The 17532-nt window shown below is 64.4% G+C and carries 16 protein-coding genes; 8 read left to right on the top strand and 8 right to left on the bottom strand.

The genetic code is table 11. The annotated features are described in order from the left end of the window. Window positions 1-64: 64 nt before the first annotated feature. Both murI and hemA read left to right on the top strand, forming a co-directional pair. Complete coding sequence (gene murI, locus F7P65_RS08770; RefSeq protein ID WP_150291359.1) at window positions 65-868, top strand: glutamate racemase; 804 nt, start codon at window positions 65-67, stop codon at window positions 866-868. Between the two features lie 153 nt (window positions 869-1021). Then, entirely contained in the window at window positions 1022-2242 is a 1221-nt protein-coding gene (hemA, locus tag F7P65_RS08775) for a 5-aminolevulinate synthase (protein WP_150291360.1), read from the top strand. 83 nt (window positions 2243-2325) lie between these two features. On the opposite strand, the gene F7P65_RS08780 is transcribed toward hemA, so the two are convergent. After that, window positions 2326-2973 carry a class I SAM-dependent methyltransferase gene (locus F7P65_RS08780; protein WP_150291361.1) on the bottom strand — a complete coding sequence of 216 codons (648 nt, stop codon included), beginning with the start codon at window positions 2971-2973 and terminating at the stop codon, window positions 2326-2328. Then, a complete protein-coding gene (locus tag F7P65_RS08785; protein ID WP_150291362.1) occupies window positions 2973-4190 on the bottom strand; it encodes a BtaA family protein in 1218 nt (405 codons plus the stop codon). The genes F7P65_RS08780 and F7P65_RS08785 overlap by 1 nt, the downstream gene beginning before the upstream one ends. Window positions 4191-4325: 135 nt before the next feature. Between F7P65_RS08785 and F7P65_RS08790 the strand changes: the two genes are divergently transcribed. The 6 genes from F7P65_RS08790 to F7P65_RS08815 all read left to right on the top strand — a co-directional run bounded on the left by F7P65_RS08790 (window position 4326) and on the right by F7P65_RS08815 (window position 11296). Then, window positions 4326-5318 carry a ligase-associated DNA damage response exonuclease gene (locus F7P65_RS08790; RefSeq protein WP_150291363.1) on the top strand — a complete coding sequence of 331 codons (993 nt, stop codon included), beginning with the start codon at window positions 4326-4328 and terminating at the stop codon, window positions 5316-5318. After that, window positions 5318-6901, top strand: a complete 1584-nt coding sequence (locus F7P65_RS08795; RefSeq protein ID WP_150291364.1) for a cisplatin damage response ATP-dependent DNA ligase — start codon at window positions 5318-5320, stop codon at window positions 6899-6901. The genes F7P65_RS08790 and F7P65_RS08795 overlap by 1 nt, the downstream gene beginning before the upstream one ends. A 142-nt stretch (window positions 6902-7043) precedes the next feature. Continuing rightward, window positions 7044-7391 carry a GFA family protein gene (locus tag F7P65_RS08800; RefSeq protein WP_150291365.1) on the top strand — a complete coding sequence of 116 codons (348 nt, stop codon included), beginning with the start codon at window positions 7044-7046 and terminating at the stop codon, window positions 7389-7391. A gap of 83 nt (window positions 7392-7474) precedes the next feature. Beyond that, window positions 7475-8680 (top strand): saccharopine dehydrogenase family protein, encoded by a 1206-nt coding sequence (locus tag F7P65_RS08805; protein WP_150291366.1) that lies wholly within the window; start codon window positions 7475-7477, stop codon window positions 8678-8680. 103 nt (window positions 8681-8783) lie between these two features. Continuing rightward, the gene (locus F7P65_RS08810) at window positions 8784-9956 is read left to right on the top strand and encodes a carboxynorspermidine decarboxylase (RefSeq protein WP_150291367.1); all 1173 of its coding nucleotides are present in this window, start codon (window positions 8784-8786) and stop codon (window positions 9954-9956) included. A 146-nt stretch (window positions 9957-10102) separates the two neighbouring features. Further along, window positions 10103-11296 (top strand): type III PLP-dependent enzyme, encoded by a 1194-nt coding sequence (locus tag F7P65_RS08815; protein ID WP_150291368.1) that lies wholly within the window; start codon window positions 10103-10105, stop codon window positions 11294-11296. A 72-nt stretch (window positions 11297-11368) separates the two neighbouring features. Here F7P65_RS08815 and F7P65_RS08820 read toward each other — a convergent pair whose 3' ends face one another. Genes F7P65_RS08820 through F7P65_RS08845 form a run of 6 tightly spaced genes read right to left on the bottom strand, consistent with a single transcriptional unit; the run spans window position 11369 to window position 17528 of the window. After that, a complete protein-coding gene (locus tag F7P65_RS08820; protein ID WP_150291369.1) occupies window positions 11369-12574 on the bottom strand; it encodes a class I SAM-dependent RNA methyltransferase in 1206 nt (401 codons plus the stop codon). Window positions 12575-12586: 12 nt separating this feature from the next. Further along, window positions 12587-13972, bottom strand: a complete 1386-nt coding sequence (locus F7P65_RS08825) for an NAD(P)H-hydrate dehydratase (RefSeq protein WP_150291370.1) — start codon at window positions 13970-13972, stop codon at window positions 12587-12589. Next, window positions 13969-14316, bottom strand: a complete 348-nt coding sequence (locus F7P65_RS08830; RefSeq protein WP_150291371.1) for a hypothetical protein — start codon at window positions 14314-14316, stop codon at window positions 13969-13971. Before F7P65_RS08830 ends, F7P65_RS08825 begins: the two co-directional genes overlap by 4 nt. Next, window positions 14313-15029 carry an N-formylglutamate amidohydrolase gene (locus tag F7P65_RS08835; RefSeq protein ID WP_150291372.1) on the bottom strand — a complete coding sequence of 239 codons (717 nt, stop codon included), beginning with the start codon at window positions 15027-15029 and terminating at the stop codon, window positions 14313-14315. The genes F7P65_RS08830 and F7P65_RS08835 overlap by 4 nt, the downstream gene beginning before the upstream one ends. Continuing rightward, on the bottom strand, window positions 15026-15919 hold the full coding sequence (locus F7P65_RS08840) for a 4-(cytidine 5'-diphospho)-2-C-methyl-D-erythritol kinase (protein ID WP_150291373.1): 894 nt from the start codon (window positions 15917-15919) through the stop codon (window positions 15026-15028). The genes F7P65_RS08835 and F7P65_RS08840 overlap by 4 nt, the downstream gene beginning before the upstream one ends. Then, on the bottom strand, window positions 15906-17528 hold the full coding sequence (locus F7P65_RS08845; protein ID WP_150291374.1) for a tetratricopeptide repeat protein: 1623 nt from the start codon (window positions 17526-17528) through the stop codon (window positions 15906-15908). Before F7P65_RS08845 ends, F7P65_RS08840 begins: the two co-directional genes overlap by 14 nt. Window positions 17529-17532 lie beyond the last annotated feature (4 nt).

The raw sequence follows: 17532 nt of genomic DNA on the forward strand, positions 1-17532 counted from the left end.
ACGGGCAATGGCGAACGTGACCGATGTTGACAGCGTGCGTCGATCGCTCGAGATGTGACCGTCTATGACGGTCGCACCCCATGCTCCCCTGCTGTTCTTCGATTCCGGCGTCGGCGGGCTTTCGATCCTGGCCCCCGCGCAGGCCATGCTGCCTGACGCGCCCATCGTCTATGCCGCCGATAGCGCGGGCTTTCCCTATGGCACGAAGAGCGAGGCCGAAATCGCCGCCCGCGTTCCCGCACTTCTGGGCCGCCTCGTCGAACGCTATCGCCCGCGCCTCGCCGTTATCGCCTGCAATACCGCCTCTACCATCGCCCTATCAGCGGTTCGCGCCGCGCTCGACATTCCGGTGGTGGGGACAGTGCCGGCGATCAAGCCGGCCGCCTTGCTTTCGCAAAGCCGGGTATTCGGCGTCCTCGGCACGGACGCGACCGTCCGTCAGCCTTATGTGGACAGGTTGACCGCAGAATTCGGTTCGGACTGCACCGTCCTGCGCCATGGATCGGCCGCGCTCGTCCAACTGGCCGAAGCCAAGCTGCGCGGCGAGCCGATCGATCCCGTAATAGCCCGCGACGCGCTGGCCGGCCTGTTCGACCAGCCTGGCGGCGACCGGATGGACGTCGTGGTGCTGGCGTGCACGCATTTCCCCCTGGTCGAGCAGGAACTGGCCGCCGCGTCGCCCCGTCCCCTCCGATTCGTGCATGGTGGTGACGGAATCGCCCGCCGGATCGCTTATCTGACCCAGGGGCAGGACTGGCCTGCTGCCCCGGCCCCCGGAACCGCCGTTTTCACCAGGCTGGATGATAGCGTCAAACCGCTTCGACCGGCGCTGGCCCGCTATGGATTGCAGCGGATCGAGAGCCTTTGAAGGGGGTGGACCTTTGGTCCAATCGCAAGCTTTTCTATCACTGTGATAGGTAATTCCCCCTGGCGCTGCGAGCGGTTATCACTGGTAATGGGCCCCGGCAGCAGGTAAACGCCCCTGATGAAGAGGGGATGCGGGAATAGGGATAGGGCTTAGGTGAACTACAAGCACATCTTCACGCAGGCGATCGACCGACTTCACAGTGAGGGCCGTTACCGCGTATTCATTGACATTTTGCGCAACAAGGGCGCCTTCCCCAACGCCCGCTGCTTCCACGGCCATAATGGGCCGAAGCCGATCACCGTCTGGTGCTCCAACGACTATCTCGCCATGGGTCAGCATCCCAAGGTCGTTGCCGCAATGGAAGAGGCTCTGCACGATGTCGGCGCCGGTTCGGGTGGCACCCGCAACATCGGCGGCAACACCCATTATCACGTCGATCTGGAGAGCGAACTCGCCGGCCTGCATGGCAAGGAAGCAGCGTTGCTCTTCACGTCGGGCTATGTCTCGAACGAAGCGACGCTTTCCACGCTGGCGAAAATCCTGCCGGGCTGCATCATCTTCTCGGACGAGTTGAACCACGCCTCGATGATCGCGGGCATCCGCAATTCGGGCTGCGAAAAGCGCGTATTCCGTCACAATGACGTCGAACATCTGCGCGAACTGCTGGCCGCCGAAGATCCCGAAGCGCCCAAGCTGATCGCCTTCGAAAGCGTTTATTCGATGGATGGTGACATCGCCCCCATCGCCGCGATCTGCGACCTGGCGGACGAATTCAACGCGCTCACCTATCTCGATGAAGTGCATGCGGTCGGCATGTACGGCGCCCATGGCGGCGGCATTTCCGAACGAGATGAGGTCGCCGATCGCCTGACGATCATCGAAGGCACTCTGGGCAAGGCATTTGGCGTCATGGGCGGCTATATTGCCGCTGACCAGATGATCGTCGACGTGATCCGCAGCTATGCGCCGGGTTTCATCTTCACGACGTCGTTGTCGCCCGTGCTGGTCGCGGGCGTGCTGGCGAGCGTCCGTCACCTCAAGCAGTCGAACGAAGAACGCGAGGGCCAGCAGGCCGCCGCCGCGACGCTCAAGCGCCTGATGGCGGAATCGGGCCTGCCGGTGATGCCGTCGGTGACGCACATCGTCCCGCTGATGGTGGGCGATCCGGTCAAGGCCAAGCGGATCAGCGACATTTTGCTCGCAGAATATGGCGCCTATGTGCAGCCGATCAATTACCCCACCGTCCCTCGCGGCACGGAGCGCCTGCGCTTCACCCCCGGCCCGGCCCATAGCGAAGAGATGATGCGGGAACTGGTCGAGGCGTTGGTCGAAATCTGGGATCGGCTGGAACTGGAGCTTCGTCAGGCAGCCTGAGCAATTCCCTGAACTGCGGAACATTCATCTGGGCAAAAACCACCCTCTCCGCTTGCGCTGGAGCGCAGCATAGGCGGCTTGCTTCAAATCCGGATCAAGCCGCCCCTAACCGCATAGCCGCGATACAGGCTTCGGCTATGAGGAAAACCGCCCATATCGGCCGCCAGGCTGTTGATCGCGCGCGCCAGTTCCGCTCGTGGCGACACATGAAAGCGCGCCAGCCATCCGAACAGCGCCCGCTTCCAGAAGCGGGGCAAATTGTCCTGCTGCCCGAAATCCACGATGTCCAGCTTACCAGCCGGCGCAACGCAGCGCGCCGCCTGCCGAAGAGCGCCTTCCCAATCCGGGATCATCGACAGGGCATAGCTGATGAACACCCGTTCGAAATCGCTCCGCCCGAATAACGCCTGCGCGTTGAAGGCGCAGGCATCCCCCTGCGCCAGCACGACACGATGGGCCATGCCCGCATTCGCCACAGCCTTGCGCGCCGTTTCGAGCATCGCTTCGGAAATATCGACCCCATAAAGCCGCGCCTCCGGCCAGGTTTTGCCCACGGCGATCAAATTGCGCCCGGTGCCGCAGCCGATTTCCAGCACCGCGCCACCCTTGGGTGGAGCGAGATCGGCAATCAGCCCATCCCGCCCCAACAGATAATATCTCCGCGACAGGTCGTAAATATGCCTCTGGTGGCGATAAACGCTGTCCATCAGCCCATCATGCCCGGCGCTCATCAGGCGTCCTTCAGCACATAGAGGTGGACGCCGCCATAAATGGCCGAACGATCCCGCGCCGTGTAATCGCGCGACGCTTCCGCCCGATAATCCCAGCGCGACAGCACCGCATCGGCAACGCGCCCTGGCAGGATGCTCGGTTCGCCGGCGGTGCGGAAGAGCACCCGCGCGCCCGGCCGAGCCGTGCGGGTGATCTGTGTCCACAACGCATTCAACTGCGCATCATCCATCCAGTCCTGCGCATCGAGCAATATGTAGCGATCCGCCGATCCAGCCTCCTGCGATGCCAGAAAGTCGGTGAAGTTCACATGACGAACATCGACCCGCCCCGCGCGCTCCACCACCGCCTCATGGTTCGCGGCCTGCAAATAGGGCGGCAACGGCCCTTCGCCACCGGCATAGCCACGACCGAACGCCTGCACCGCGAAATAATTATCCTTGAGGTCGAAATCGCAGGCCAGTTTCTTCAGCCGCGCCTTCAGCACGCTGTCCATCCGGTCATCGCCAGCCAAGGCATCATATTGCGCGGGCGGAATGCCGAGGCCGAAGAGCGAAGCCGGCTGGCTCGTCAGCCAGCGCATGAAGGCACTGTCGAACACCGGCGCCAGTTCCTGCTCGAAAATCACCCGCTGCTCCTCGCGGGATTTCGCATCCAGCATCCGCCGGGGATTGACGCCATGCAGACGCGCGAGCAGATGCGCCGCGCCGATAAAGCGCCCCAGCAGACCATGTTTGTAAATCCCGCGCGCAAAGCCGCCGATGCGCCGCCGCCCGATAAAATCGCGCCCTTCCCAATAGCGCCGGGTGGCATCGTCCAGATGCGGCGCCACGAAGCTGCGATAGGCCGCTACATTCTCCTTGCAATCCGCCTTGGCGAAGAAGCGATGGAACGCCTCATGGTCCGGCAAGGCCCGCGCCGCCGCCAGCTTCAGACGATTGAGCGCGATATGCGCGGTGTTGAGATCAACCGCCGTGATCTTCGCCGGATCGGCGGTCAGATAGCTCAACACATTGCACCCGCCCGAAGCGATGGTGACGACATGGCTCTCCGGGGTGATCGCCAGCGCTTCCATATCGACTGCAGGGTCTTCCCAGATCTGTGCGTAAACCAGACCCCGAAACGCAAAGGTAAAGGCCCGTTCCAGCAATCCCTGCCTGGACAGATGCCGATGCCGATGCACCGCGCGGGTAACATTCTGGTGAGCCGTAGATGCCATGTGCCGCGCCTCCTCGCTGCCGGGTCGTTCGGCGGCTCGTAGGGCAACGGCATGTCGGCTGCGTGACGATGAGGTTACCGCAATGTGAAGGCCCTTGCGGAACCAAAACATTCCAATCACCTTGTTAATTCCACCATGGCCCATTGGATCGAACCGCACCCGACCGGCATCTATGTCCGCCCCGCCGACGCCTGGATCGATCCTTCCACGCCCCGGGAACGCGCCCTTGTCACCCATGGCCATACCGATCATGCGCGGGGCGGACATGGTCATGTCTGGGCCACGCAGGAAACGCTCGCCATCATGGCCCTGCGCTACGGCACGGCGTCCGGCACGGCAGTTCCCTATGGCGAGGAAATCCGCATGAACGGCGTCACCATCCGTTACGTGCCCGCCGGCCATGTGCTGGGTTCCGCCCAGATCGTCCTGTCCCATGCAGGCGAGCGCGTCGTTATCACCGGCGATTACAAGCGGCGCCCCGATCCCACCTGCAAGGCGTTCGAGCCGGTCCCCTGCGACATATTCGTCACCGAGGCGACCTTCGGCCTGCCCGTGTTCCGCCACCCCGACACCGGCAGCGAAGTCGACCGCCTCCTCACCGCACTGCACGCCAATCCCGATCGTTGCGTTCTTGTCGGCGCCTACGCCCTTGGCAAAGCCCAGCGCCTGATCTGCGAACTGCGCGGAAGGGGGCATAAGGACCCCATCCACATTCACGGCGCGCTCGAAAGAATGTGCGCTCTCTATGAGCAGTTCGGCGTCGAGTTGGGCGATCTCCGCCCAGCCACCGGCCTTCCCGCCAAGGATATGCGCGGACGCATCGTCGTGGCGCCGCCGTCCGCCCTCAATGACCGCTGGAGCCGGCGCCTGCCCGATCCGATCACCGCCATGGCATCGGGCTGGATGCGCGTCCGACAGCGCGCTCGCCAGCGCAATATCGAACTGCCGCTGGTCATTTCCGACCATGCCGATTGGGACGAACTCACCGACACCATCCGGGAAGTCGCTCCCCACGAAACATGGATCACCCATGGCCGGGAGGAAGCGCTGCTCCACTGGTGCATGACGCACCAGATGCGTGCCCGTGCGCTGGCCCTTGTCGGGCGCGAGGATGAGGAGGAGGGGTAATGCGCGCCTTCTCCCAATTGCTCGACGGGCTGGTCTATACCCGCTCACGCAACGGCAAGCTGAACCTGATCGCCAGCTATATGCGCACGGCGCCCGACCCGGACCGGGGCTGGGCTTTGGCGGCGCTCACCGGCAATCTGGACCTGAAAGCCGTCAAAGCCTCCGCCATCGCCGAAATGGCGCGTGCCCGCGTCGATCCGATCCTCTTCGAAATGAGCCGCGACTATGTCGGCGACCTTGCCGAAACCGTTGCCCTGCTCTGGCCCAAGCCGGAGGATCAGCCCCCGGAAATGGATGACGGCGCCCTCACCCTGTCCGCCATCGTCGAGCGTCTCCACGCCACCAGCCGCGCCTCCGCTCCTGCCACCCTCGCCCGGATGATGGACCATCTCGATGCATCGGGCCGTTTCGCGCTTCTCAAGCTCGCCACCGGGGGACTGCGCGTCGGCATTTCCGCCCGTCTCGCCAAGACCGGCTTCGCGCAAGCCTTCGGCCTCGACGTCGACGATGTGGAGGAATGCTGGCACGCGCTCGCCCCGCCCTATGCGGCGCTGTTCGATTGGGCGGAAGGAAGGGCCGAGCGCCCCGATCCCGCAGGCACGCCCTTCTGCCGCCCCTTCATGCTCGCCCACCCGCTGGAGGTCGAGAGCGTCGACCTTACCGACTATGCCGCCGAGTGGAAGTGGGACGGCATCCGCATCCAGATCGTCGGCACAGGGCGCGAAACCCGCCTCTACAGCCGCGCGGGGGACGACATCACCGGCAGTTTTCCGGAGATTGCGGAAGCGTTCACCACCCATGCGGTCCTGGACGGCGAACTGCTCGTGAAAGGCGAGTTCCAGGGCGGAGAGGCCGCCAGCTTCAACGCCCTCCAGCAGCGTCTGGGCCGCAAGGCGGTGACGGCGAAAATGATGAACGACTACCCCGCCTTCGTCCGCCTCTACGACATCTTGCTCCACGGCGACGAGGACCTTCGCCTGCTTCCATGGGTCGAGCGGCGAGCGGCCCTTGAAACCGTCGTGTCGGCTCTCGACCCCGACCGCTTCGACATCTCCGCCTTGATCGAAGCGCCCGATTTCGAAACGCTGGCCGACATCCGCGCGGGCGCCCGCGATGCCGCCATCGAAGGCGTGATGCTCAAGCGTCGCGACAGCCCCTATGTCGGGGGGCGCAAGGCCGCGCTCTGGTATAAATGGAAACGCGATCCGCTGACCGCCGACTGCGTGATGATGTACGCCCAGCGCGGCCACGGCAAACGCTCATCCTTCTATTCGGATTACACCTTTGGGTGCTGGACCGAGGAAGGCGAACTGCTGCCCGTGGGTAAAGCCTATAGCGGCTTCACCGACGAGGAACTGAAATGGCTCGATCGCTTCGTGCGGACAAATACGGTGAACCGCTTCGGCCCGGTGCGGGAGGTGGAAAAGTCGCTGGTGCTGGAGGTCGCCTTCGACAGCATCCACGACAGCAAGCGGCATAAATCGGGGCTCGCCATGCGCTTTCCCCGGATCGCCCGCATCCGGCGCGACAAGCCTGCGGGGGAGGCGGATACCGTGGAAGGGCTACGGCGTTTGTGCACATAACAGGATTTGGGTGATAAAGGTGACACGCTAGACCCGCGCCAATCCGTCATATCGAGGGAGAGCGTTGGAAACCCTTCGCCAGATCAGCCGTTCCATTCCCGCATCAACGCATCTATTCCTCGGCCCAGACAGGAGAGCCGCCATGCCCTACACCGGAAGCTGCCATTGCGGTGCCGTCACCTTCACCGTCGACGCCGACGCGCCAACCGAAGCGATGACCTGCAACTGTTCTCATTGCAGCCGCAAGGGCTTTGTCCTGACTTTCGTGCCCGCCGATCAGTTCACGCTCGACAGCGGTGAGGAAAAACTGACCGACTATCAATTCTACAAGCACAATATCACGCACCGCTTCTGCACCATCTGTGGGACCCAGTCCTTTGCGGAAGGCAAGTCACCTGACGGGCCGATGCGCGCCATCAATCTGCGCTGCGTGCCCGAGGTGGACATCGATGCGCTCAAGATCAAACAGGTCAACGGCGCCAGCTTCTGACAGACTGACTTTGCGCTGTCACGCACAGCCCCTATATGGGCGCTTTCGCGCGTCAGGCGCGGTGCAGCTATGGAGCAGTTGAATTGAGCAAGGTTCTGGTCATTGGCGCGGGCGGCGTGGGTTCTGTCGCGGTTCACAAGATGGCGATGAATCCTGACATTTTCAGCCATATCACGCTCGCCAGCCGCCGCATCATTTCCTGTGAGAAAGTGGCCGAATCGGTGAAGGCCCGGACCGGCGTGACCATCGACGTCGCGCAGGTCGATGCCGACAATGTCGACGAAACCATCGCCTTGATCGAGAAGGTCCAGCCCAGGCTGGTCGTGAACCTGGCCCTGCCCTATCAGGACCTGGCGATCATGGACGCCTGCCTTGCGACCAAGGTCGACTATCTCGACACCGCCAATTACGAACCGCGCGACACCGCCAAGTTCGAATATAGCTGGCAATGGGCCTATCAGGAGCGCTTCAAGGAAGCCGGCATCATGGCGCTGCTAGGTTCGGGCTTCGACCCCGGCGTCACCAGCGTGTTCGCCAGCTACATCAAGAAGCATCTGCTCGACCGGATCGACACGCTCGACATTCTGGATTGCAATGGCGGCGACCATGGCCAGCATTTCGCCACCAACTTCAACCCGGAAATCAACATCCGCGAAGTCACCGCGCCATCGCGCCACTGGGAAGGCGGCAAATGGGTCGAAGGCCCCGCGCTCAAGCACAAGCAGACCTTCAACTTCGATCAGGTCGGTGAGAAGAACATGTACCTCATGTATCATGAGGAACTGGAATCGCTGGCCAAATTCTATCCTGAAATCAAGCGCATCCGTTTCTGGATGACCTTTGGCGATGCCTATTTGAAGCATCTCGAAGTGCTCCAGAATGTCGGCATGACCCGCATCGATCCGGTCATCTACAACGGTCAGGAAATCATCCCGCTCCAGTTCCTGAAAGCCGTGCTGCCCGAACCGTCGAGCCTTGGGTCCACGACCAAGGGCAAGACCAACATCGGCGACATCGCGACCGGCATGAAGGACGGCAAGCAGAAGACCGTCTATGTCCTCAACGTCTGCGACCATGAGGATGCCTACGCCGAAACCGGCAATCAGGCGGTCAGCTACACCACCGGCGTTCCGGCGATGATTGGCGCCGCCATGATGCTGACCGGCGCGTGGAAGGGAGAAGGCGTGTTCAACATCGAGCAGTTCGATCCCGATCCCTTCATGGACATGCTGAACAAGCACGGCCTGCCCTGGCAGGTGAAGGAACTGGACGCGCCGCTCGACTTTTGACGGCCATCAGTCCGTCACCCCGGCGCAGGCTGGGGTCTCGTGCTGCTATGCCGTGCCCTCCCGCCTGAGACCCCAGCCGGTGCTGGGGTGACGGAGTATTGCCATGGAAACCAAAGCCGGCGATCCCGCCGCCTTCGCGCATTTCGATCTGCACCGTGTCCCCTCGCCCGCGTTCGTGGTGGATGAGGCTGCGGTGCGTCGCAACCTGACGGTCCTGCGCAACATAGGCGACCGCGCCGGCATCAAGGTGCTGGGCGCGCTCAAGGCTTTCTCCATGTGGTCGCTTGGTCCCGTCATCGGTGAATATCTCGACGGCGTCTGCGCCTCGGGCATCTATGAAGCCCGCCTCGCCCATGACGAATATCGGGGCGAAATCGCCACCTACTGCGCCGCCTACAAGTCCGACGATCTGGCCGAGATCCTCAAAATCTCCGACCATGTGATCTTCAACAGCCCCGGGCAGATCGCGCGCATGAAGCCCGTCATCGACGAAGCGCGCATGAACGGTGTGAACTTCGACATCGGCCTGCGCATAAATCCCCTCCATGCGGAGGGCGAGGTGCCCAAATATGACCCCTCGCAGCCGCATAGCCGTCTGGGCTTCCCGATCGACCAACTGACGGCTGAACATCTGGAGGGCGTCGACGGCCTGCACGTCCATAATCTGTGCGAACAGGATTTCCTGCCGCTGGATCGCACCTGGGCCGCCATAGAATCCCGCGTCATGCCGCATGTCGGCGGCCTTAAATGGCTGAACTTCGGCGGCGGGCATCATGTCACCCGCGCGGACTATCAGATCGACCTGCTGATCGCGTTTCTCCAGCGGATCAAGGCGCAGACCGGCCTCGAACTCTATATCGAGCCGGGCGAAGCCATGGCGCTCGACGCGGGCATTTTGATCGGCGAAATCCTGGACGTCATCGACAATGGGATGCCGGTCGCAATCACCGACATCTCGGCCACCTGCCACATGCCCGACGTCATCGAGGCGCCCTATCGCCCGGCCATGTTGCATGAGGAAGCGGACGGCCAGCCCACCCGACTCGGCGGTCCCTCCTGTCTCGCGGGAGACATCATCGGGGACTATCGAATCCCCGGCGGCGCGACTCCGGGACGGCGGATCGCCTTCCTCGATCAGGCCCATTACTCCATGGTAAAGACCAACACATTCAACGGCGTGCCCTTGCCCGCCATCTGGCTGTGGAACTCGAAAACCGACGAACTCAAGCAAATCCGCCAGTTTTCGTACGAAGACTTCAAGAGCCGTCTCTCCTGACGCACGTTTCGTAGCGGCAAGCGCAACAAATTTTACACACGCGCTTTACAGGGGGACCCCCGCCGCATATATCGCCGTTCCGCTGCCCCATGGGACTTCCACCGCAAGGCAGCTGATTGCCACGACTACACTGGAGGTCCCTTGAGTTGCACAAGCACCATAGCGCGCTGGGGGTAGCGACCGCCCTCACACCGGCAGCACCGGTAACGCTGATTCGTCCCCAGGCTGCGGCCCGGGCCGCCCGATTCTTCGCCGAGAAGTTTCCGGGGCGCTCGCTCTATGCGGTCAAGGCGAATCCGTCTCCCGATCTGATCCGTACGCTGTTTGCGTCGGGCATCACGCATTTCGACGTGGCGTCCATCGCGGAAGTGCGGCTTGTCGCCGAGACGCTGGAAGGTCAGGCGAAGCTCTGCTTCATGCACCCGGTCAAGGCCGAGGAAGCGATTGCGGAGGCTTATCACGTCCATGGCGTGCGCACCTTCTCGCTCGATACGCTCGACGAGCTGGCCAAGATCATGCGCGCCACGAATGATGCGACCGACCTTGAGCTGTGCGTGCGTCTGCGCGTTTCGTCCGAACATTCGGAACTCAGCCTTGCCTCGAAATTCGGCGCCGAACTGGGCGAGACCCGCGAACTGCTGATGGCGACCCGCCAGGCAGCCGACGCGCTGGGCATCTGCTTCCATGTCGGCAGCCAGGCGATGTCGCCTCAAGCCTATAGCGACGCGATTGAGCGCGTGCGCGCGGCGATTGTCGATGCGGCGGTCACGGTCGACATCATCGATGTCGGCGGCGGCTTCCCGTCCATCTATCCGGGCATGGAACCGGTGGCGCTCGAAAATTATTTCGAGGCGATCCATCGCGGCTTCGAAAGCCTGCCGGTCAGCTATTCGTCGGAACTGTGGTGCGAACCCGGCCGCGCGCTGTCCGCGGAATATAGCTCGATCATCGTGCGGGTGGAGCGCCGTCGCGGGACGGAACTCTACATCAACGACGGCGCCTATGGCGCGCTGTTCGATGCGGCGCATATCGGCTGGCGCTTCCCCGTGGCCCTGCTGCGCGAGGAAGAGAGCGAGGCGGAACTGACCGGCTTCTCCTTCTACGGTCCGACCTGCGACGACATGGACCATATGGTCGGCCCCTTCATGCTCCCTGAGGACGTGCAGGCCGGCGACTATATCGAGATCGGCATGCTCGGCGCCTATGGCGCGGCGATGCGCACCGGTTTCAACGGCTTCACGTCGGAAACCATCGTCGAGGTCGAGGACGAGCCGATGGCGAGCCTCTATGTCGATGCCGCACCGGTCCGCCGTCGCGCAACTGTCATCAAGCTGGGGTAGAGGCTCAAGCCTCCTCTTGTGAGAGGATGAAAATCCCTCGCCGCGTTTCCATGCGGCGGGGGATTAATCGTCTCAGCGCCGGAAAATCCCGACCAGTTCCACATGGGTCGACCAGCGGAACTGCCCAACCGGGCGCACGCTCTCCAGCCGATAACCGCCGCCCACCAGATGCGCCGCATCGCGCGCGAAGCTGGCCGGATTGCAGGACACATAAGCGACCAGCGGAACGGCCGAGCCTGCGATCTGCATGACCTGTTCCCTGGCGCCAGCCCGGGGCGGATCGATGACGATGGCCGCGAAGCGGTCCAGTTCCGCCGGTGTCAGCGGACGGCGGAACAGATCGCGATGATCCGCCACGAACCGCCGTCGCGCGCGGTTGGCGGCCGATTTGAGCGACAGCACCAGATCGCGCGCTGCCTCCGCCGCATAGACGGGACGGACCTCCCCCAGCGCCAGCGCGAACGTGCCCAGACCGCAGAACAGATCGGCCACGGCGCCCTGTGCCGGCAGGGCATCGCGGACGGTTCCCACCAGCGCCGCTTCCCCATCGGGGGTCGCCTGAAGGAAGGCAAAAGGCGGAAAGGCCACTGGCACGCCGCCGAAGCTGACGGTCACGGGTTCCGGCTCCCACCGCGTCTGTGGGCCGTCTCCTTCGTCGATGGTCAGCCGCGCCAGCGCGTGGTCCTGCGCGAATGCCGATAATGCTTCATCCGCCGCCAGTCCTTCGACCTTCACGCCCTCCAGCAGCAGGTCGATCCCCTGATCGGTCAGTGACATGCGGACATGCGCCGCCCGTCGATCCGGCAGGATCGTCCCGCACAGCCCCCGCAACGGCTCCAGCAGCGCGAACAAGCGGGGATCGAGTATCTCGCACATCGAAAGGTCAATCAGCGCATGGCTTCCCGCTTCCGCAAAACCGATGACCACCTTGCGCCCCTGACGACTCGCCCGCAGCGAGGCGCGCCGTCGCGTGCGCGGGGGCGAAATGTGCGGCGGCAGAACGGTATCCGCCTTTACCCCCTGCCCCGCCAGCGCCCCGATCACGCGCGCCGTGACGAAATCGGAAAAGCTGGCCTCGTCGACATGCTGCAGTTCGCATCCGCCGCAGGCCGGGAAATGGCGGCAAGGCGGGTCGACATGGTGCGGGCCACGCAGGATCGCTCCGTCAGGCGCGATACGGTCGCCCGGCGCGCTTAGCGGGATATGGCGGCCATGAACGGTTACGCCGTCGCCCTTGGCGGCGATGCGGACGATAAGGTCGGTTTCGGTGTCAGTCACGCTCTTGCCTTGTTACAGGCGCGAGGCGATAGCCGCTGGCAGCTCCGCAAGCAAATCGTCCGCGACAAAAGCGGCTCCCGCCCGTCGCGCCGCCTCGCCATGGAGCCACAGCGCCTCGCAGGCCGCGCGGTATCCTTCCCCCGTTACGGCCAGTCGTCCCGCCACCAATCCCGCCAGCACATCCCCCGTTCCCGCCGTCGACAACCAGGCGGAACTGCCCGAAGCGATCATCGCGCGGCCATCGGGCGCGGCGACGATGCTGTCGCTGCCCTTGTAGATCAGGATCGCGCCGGCCCGCCGGGCCGCCTCCAGCGCCCGGTCGATCTTGCTGCCCGGCAAATCCCCGAACAGCCTGACGAATTCGCCCTCATGCGGGGTCAGGATTGCGCCGGCCGGAACAGCGTCCAGGGACAGCAGGGTCAGTGCATCGGCATCCAGAACCAGCCGGTGCCCGCTCGCCATCGCCGCCTTCAGCCTGTCGGATGCGTCCTGACCACGGCCCAGTCCCGGTCCGACCAGGACGGCCCTGAGCCGCGCGTCGCCGAGCAACGACGCGACATCGCCAGCGCCGCCGGCGCTTTGCGTGACGATGGCATCCGGTCCGCCGCCTGCCGCATCCAATAGCAGATGCCGGACCATCCCCGCCCCGGAATGCGCGGCGGCGTGGCCGGCAAGCACGCCCGCCCCCGCCATTTCCCCGCCGACCACTGCAACCAGGCCCCTGCTATATTTATGATCCGAAGGGTGCGGCGTGGACAGTTGCGGCGCGGGAAGGCGATGGATCGTCGCCGCCGACAAGTCGATGCCGATCTCGGCGCAGACCAGCCTCTGCCAGCAGGCTGCGGACGGTTGAAGCAGATGGGCTGGCTTGAGCGCCCCCAAGGCAATGCAGACGCCGAAATTCGGAACGGAGGACAGGAGCGCTCCTCCATCCGTGTCGACGCCGCTTGGCAGGTCGACCGCATAGCTGAAGCTCGCCTGCCCGGTGAGCGCGCAGAAGCGGTCGGCCAGATGGGCGTCCAGCCCGCGCGACAGTCCCGTGCCGAACAGCGCGTCGACGACCTGCGTGGCTGGCGCCGCCTGGAAAATATCTTCCACCGGTCCGGTCCACCCGGCCCGCGCCTTCAGGCTGGAGGGCGTGCGGCTTTCGCCCAGAGCCGCCACCCGCACAGGTACGCCCCGCGCCCGCAGCAGCCGCGCAATGACGAACCCATCGCCGCCATTATTGCCTGGGCCGCAAAGGACCAGCAGGTCCCGCTTGCCGCCCGCCCGCCAGATGAACTCCGCCGCTGCCGCGCCCGCGCGTTCCATCAACTCATATTCGGGCACACCGGCGGCAAAGACCGCCTGCTCGGCCGCCCGCATCTGCGCGGCGGTCAGGACTGCTTCATGTCTCATTTCAACGCCTCGATCCATCGTGCGGGCAGGCGATAGCGATCCTGACCGATGCTGAGTTCGATCCTGTCCCCGTCCACCCTGCGGCTGCTCGATTCCTCCGCCCCGTCAGCCGGCATCAGGCTGTGGCCATTCTGGATGATCCGGAAGCGGCGAAAACCTCCGTCGGCATGGCGAACGGTCACAATATCGCCATCGCGTTCGACCGGGCAATCGCCGCTCCACTCCGTACCGGCGCCGATGGCGCATTCGATGGTTGGCTGGACATGTTCGGAGCGGGATTGGTCGCCGCATCCCATGAGCGGCAGGCTGAGCAGCAATCCGCCCCAAAACTGCGGCTGTTTCATGCCAGCCGGCTGCGGCATGCCAGCACGACGGGTCCCAATATCTCGGCGAAGCGGGCCTGGCCCTGGGCATCACCCACCAGATCCTGCCGCATCTCTATACCGAGATAGGGAATGCCATTGTCCTCCGCGTGGCGGTTCATCGTGGCGTTCAGCAGCTTGCCGGAATAGGGGAGCTGATCCCCGACCTTCAACCCCGCTTCCTCCAGCAGGGGGATGGCGATGCGGGCGGCCCGATCATCCTCATTATAGAGAATGCCGATGTCCCAGGGACGTTGCTGATCAGGATCGCTGGCAAGCCGGGGGGTGAAGCTGTGGACCGAAAGGATGAAGGGCGATCCCATGGCGTCCAGCAATCCTCCGATCCGGTGATGATAGGGATGGTGGAAGCGGATCATCCGTTCTGCCAGATCGGCGTGGCGGTTGCCGGGAATGGCATGGCCGTCGCTCATCACCGGGAGAAGCCCCGGCGCGTCGTCTTCCCGGTTGAGATCGATCACCAGGCGCGACACGCCGCCCAATATCGCGGTGCAGCCCAATTGCCGGGCCAGGCGCGCGCTCACCTCCGCAACGCCGATATCGATCGCGATATGATCGTGGAGCAGCGCCGGGTCGATGCCGAGATCGACATCCGCCGGGACATGGGCGGAGGCGTGATCGGCGATGATCAACAGGTCGAGATCGCCGCCGACAATCTCGGTAAAAGCCTCGCTCATTCCGTCCTGATCCTCGTTTCCGCGATCCACCAATGGCCGTGTCGGGCCCGCAGCGCCACAGCCGCCGCAGCCAGATGCCGGTCCGTGTCGAACAGCGCAAAACAGGTCGCGCCCGATCCCGACATGCGTGACAATTTCACCCCCTCGCAGGATCGCAGAGCGGCGAGCACATCCGCGATGACGGGCGCTGCTTCCATCGCGGGCGGCTCCAGATCATTGCGTCCCTCGGCGATGAGCTCCGCCAGATCGGCCGCCCTCAACGGACCGCGATCGATCCGGTCCCAGGCCCCGAAAATGCGCGCCGTCGAAACGCCTATGCCCGGATTGACCAGCAGCATCGGCGTTCCGGGCAGTCCTGCGACCGTCTGCCGCTGCAACAATTCGCCACGGCCGCGCACCGTCTGCGTCACGCTCGCAAGGCAGGCTGGGACATCGGAGCCCAGCGAAAGGGCGATTTCTTCCAGCATCTCAGGCGCGATATCGACATTCCACAACCGCACCAGCAGGCGCAGCGCCGCCGCCCCATCCGCCGAACCGCCGCCAATGCCCGACGCCACCGGCAAATTCTTCGTGAGCACCATCGCAGCGCCGCGCTCTTCGCGCATATGGGCCTGCAGGGCGTGGGCGGCCTTCATCACCAGATTGTCCGGACCGGCGTCCAGCGCATCGGCAAAAGGTCCCTCGACGCGCAGGCTGACCATCCCATCGAATCGCTCATGGCCGGAGAGCCGATCCCCCGCTTCGGCAAAGACGAACAGGCTTTCCAGCGCATGGTAGCCATCGGACCGCCTTTCCCGGACATGCAGGGCCAGGTTCACTTTGGCGAAAGCCGTCTCCACCCATTGGGCCGTCGAGGGCACTGGCAGCATTTCCGCGTCAACGTGCGGCATAGTCCGGTTTCATCCCCTCTATCGTCTTGGCGGCCAGGCGGCCCGCCGCCGCCCCTTCGGCGAAAACGGCAGCCGCCCGCCAGGCATAGCGCGCCTCATAACGCCGCCCCACCGCCCAAAGCGCATCGCCCAGATGTTCGTTGATCGTCACATCGGCGGGCGCCCCCGCCGCCGCCCGCTCCAAAATCGGCACCGCAGCGTCCAGATTGCCGGTCACGAATTGCGCCCAGCCGAGCGAATCGGTTATCGAGGCATCATCCGGCTTGAGCGCGCTGGCCCGTTTCAACAGATTGAGCGCTTCGGGCATATTCTGCCGCCGTTCGATCTGCGCATAGCCCAGATAATTGAGTATGGCAGGCTCTTCCGGCGCGATCCGGGCTGCCCGTTCAAGCACCGCCCGCGCTTCGCTCCAGCGCGCGTCCTGCTCCAGCGCACTCCCCTCGAACAGCAGCAGCGCCCAGGGAACGGCATTGTCGGGATAGCGCGCCTGCGCCGCCCGGAAGGCCACGGCCGCGCCGGCATAATCCTTCTCTTCCGTCAGCAACCGGCCCAGTTGCACATGGCGTTCCGCTTGGGCATCGGGCGCGGCGGCCAGTTTGCGGGCGAGTTCGATGGCCTCGCCCTGCCTGCCCGATGCCGCCAACGCCTCGACCAGTTCTTCCTGTCCAAGCGCGCCGTACCAGCCGGCAGGCGCGATCCTGCGCGCTTCGTCCACGCCATAGGCGGGATGCTTGCCACGCGTCAGGAGGCTGGCCGCGATCAGATGGATGGCGGGTCCCTCTGGGTCCGAAAAGCCGGCAATGCGCGCCAGCCTGATGCCGAGCGTTCCCGTGCTGCCATCTGTCGAGATGTCGGCGCCGAGCCGCGCGACAAGGCGCGCAAAACCCTGGGCCGCCGTGAAGGGCCTGCCCCATTGGGACAGGGATTTGCCACGGGCGATGTCCGCCCTCGCCTGCGCCAGATCTGCTTCACCCGCCGGCAGCAGCGCGAGAGCCTGCGCGCTTGCCCCACGCGCCGCCAATTGCCCGGCGAACAGCAGGCGCATTTCCGCCGCATCTCCGATCCGCAGGGCCAGGGCGCGATGGATCGCTGTCTGCGCGGTTTCCAGATCGCCCCGGCCGACCGCCTGCAACGCCAGATGCTCGTCGACATAACGCTTGCCGAGCGAGGCGAAACGGTCATCGACATCGATCGTCGGCGGAGCATAATGCCCTTCGCCGAGCGAGATCCAGCTTCGGACGATCGGCGCGAGAAAGGCGAAATTCCCCTCCTCCACCAGCCGATCGACAAGGCGCCGCGCCGATGTCCAATCCTTGCGCCCAAGCGCATCGCCGATCTGGAGCAGGGTGCCGTCGCGCGGCAACAGCCCCTCGCGCTCCAATATGGCGGCGGACTTGAGCGCCAACGGCCTGTCGCCGCTGATCAGGGCCTGAAAATAGGATCGCCGGGCCACCTCCGGACTCGCCGGGTCCTGCCCCAGCGCCTGCCGATAGCTGCTGAGCGCCATGCCGGGAGCGCCTTCGCCATCGGCCAGGCGCCCCCGCATATACGCGTGCAATGCGCTCGCAGGATCGAGCGATGCGCCCGCCGCGGCGGGCAGCATCACCATCGTC

Origin of the sequence: Sphingobium estronivorans, from assembly GCF_008692605.1 — a bacterium.
Lineage (GTDB): Bacteria > Pseudomonadota > Alphaproteobacteria > Sphingomonadales > Sphingomonadaceae > Sphingobium > Sphingobium estronivorans.

Bases quoted from the DNA above. Each gene is read 5' to 3' on its own strand.
- F7P65_RS08790 (WP_150291363.1), top strand. From the start codon at position 4,326: ATGGCCCATTGGATCGAACCGCACCCGACCGGCATCTATGTCCGCCCC.
- F7P65_RS08825 (WP_150291370.1), bottom strand. From the start codon at position 13,972: ATGAGACATGAAGCAGTCCTGACCGCCGCGCAGATGCGGGCGGCCGAG.
- F7P65_RS08800 (WP_150291365.1), top strand. From the start codon at position 7,044: ATGCCCTACACCGGAAGCTGCCATTGCGGTGCCGTCACCTTCACCGTC.
- F7P65_RS08830 (WP_150291371.1), bottom strand. From the start codon at position 14,316: ATGAAACAGCCGCAGTTTTGGGGCGGATTGCTGCTCAGCCTGCCGCTC.
- F7P65_RS08845 (WP_150291374.1), bottom strand. From the start codon at position 17,528: ATGGTGATGCTGCCCGCCGCGGCGGGCGCATCGCTCGATCCTGCGAGC.
- F7P65_RS08840 (WP_150291373.1), bottom strand. From the start codon at position 15,919: ATGCCGCACGTTGACGCGGAAATGCTGCCAGTGCCCTCGACGGCCCAA.
- F7P65_RS08810 (WP_150291367.1), top strand. From the start codon at position 8,784: ATGGAAACCAAAGCCGGCGATCCCGCCGCCTTCGCGCATTTCGATCTG.
- F7P65_RS08835 (WP_150291372.1), bottom strand. From the start codon at position 15,029: ATGAGCGAGGCTTTTACCGAGATTGTCGGCGGCGATCTCGACCTGTTG.
- F7P65_RS08795 (WP_150291364.1), top strand. From the start codon at position 5,318: ATGCGCGCCTTCTCCCAATTGCTCGACGGGCTGGTCTATACCCGCTCA.
- murI (WP_150291359.1), top strand. From the start codon at position 65: ATGACGGTCGCACCCCATGCTCCCCTGCTGTTCTTCGATTCCGGCGTC.
- F7P65_RS08780 (WP_150291361.1), bottom strand. From the start codon at position 2,973: ATGAGCGCCGGGCATGATGGGCTGATGGACAGCGTTTATCGCCACCAG.
- F7P65_RS08785 (WP_150291362.1), bottom strand. From the start codon at position 4,190: ATGGCATCTACGGCTCACCAGAATGTTACCCGCGCGGTGCATCGGCAT.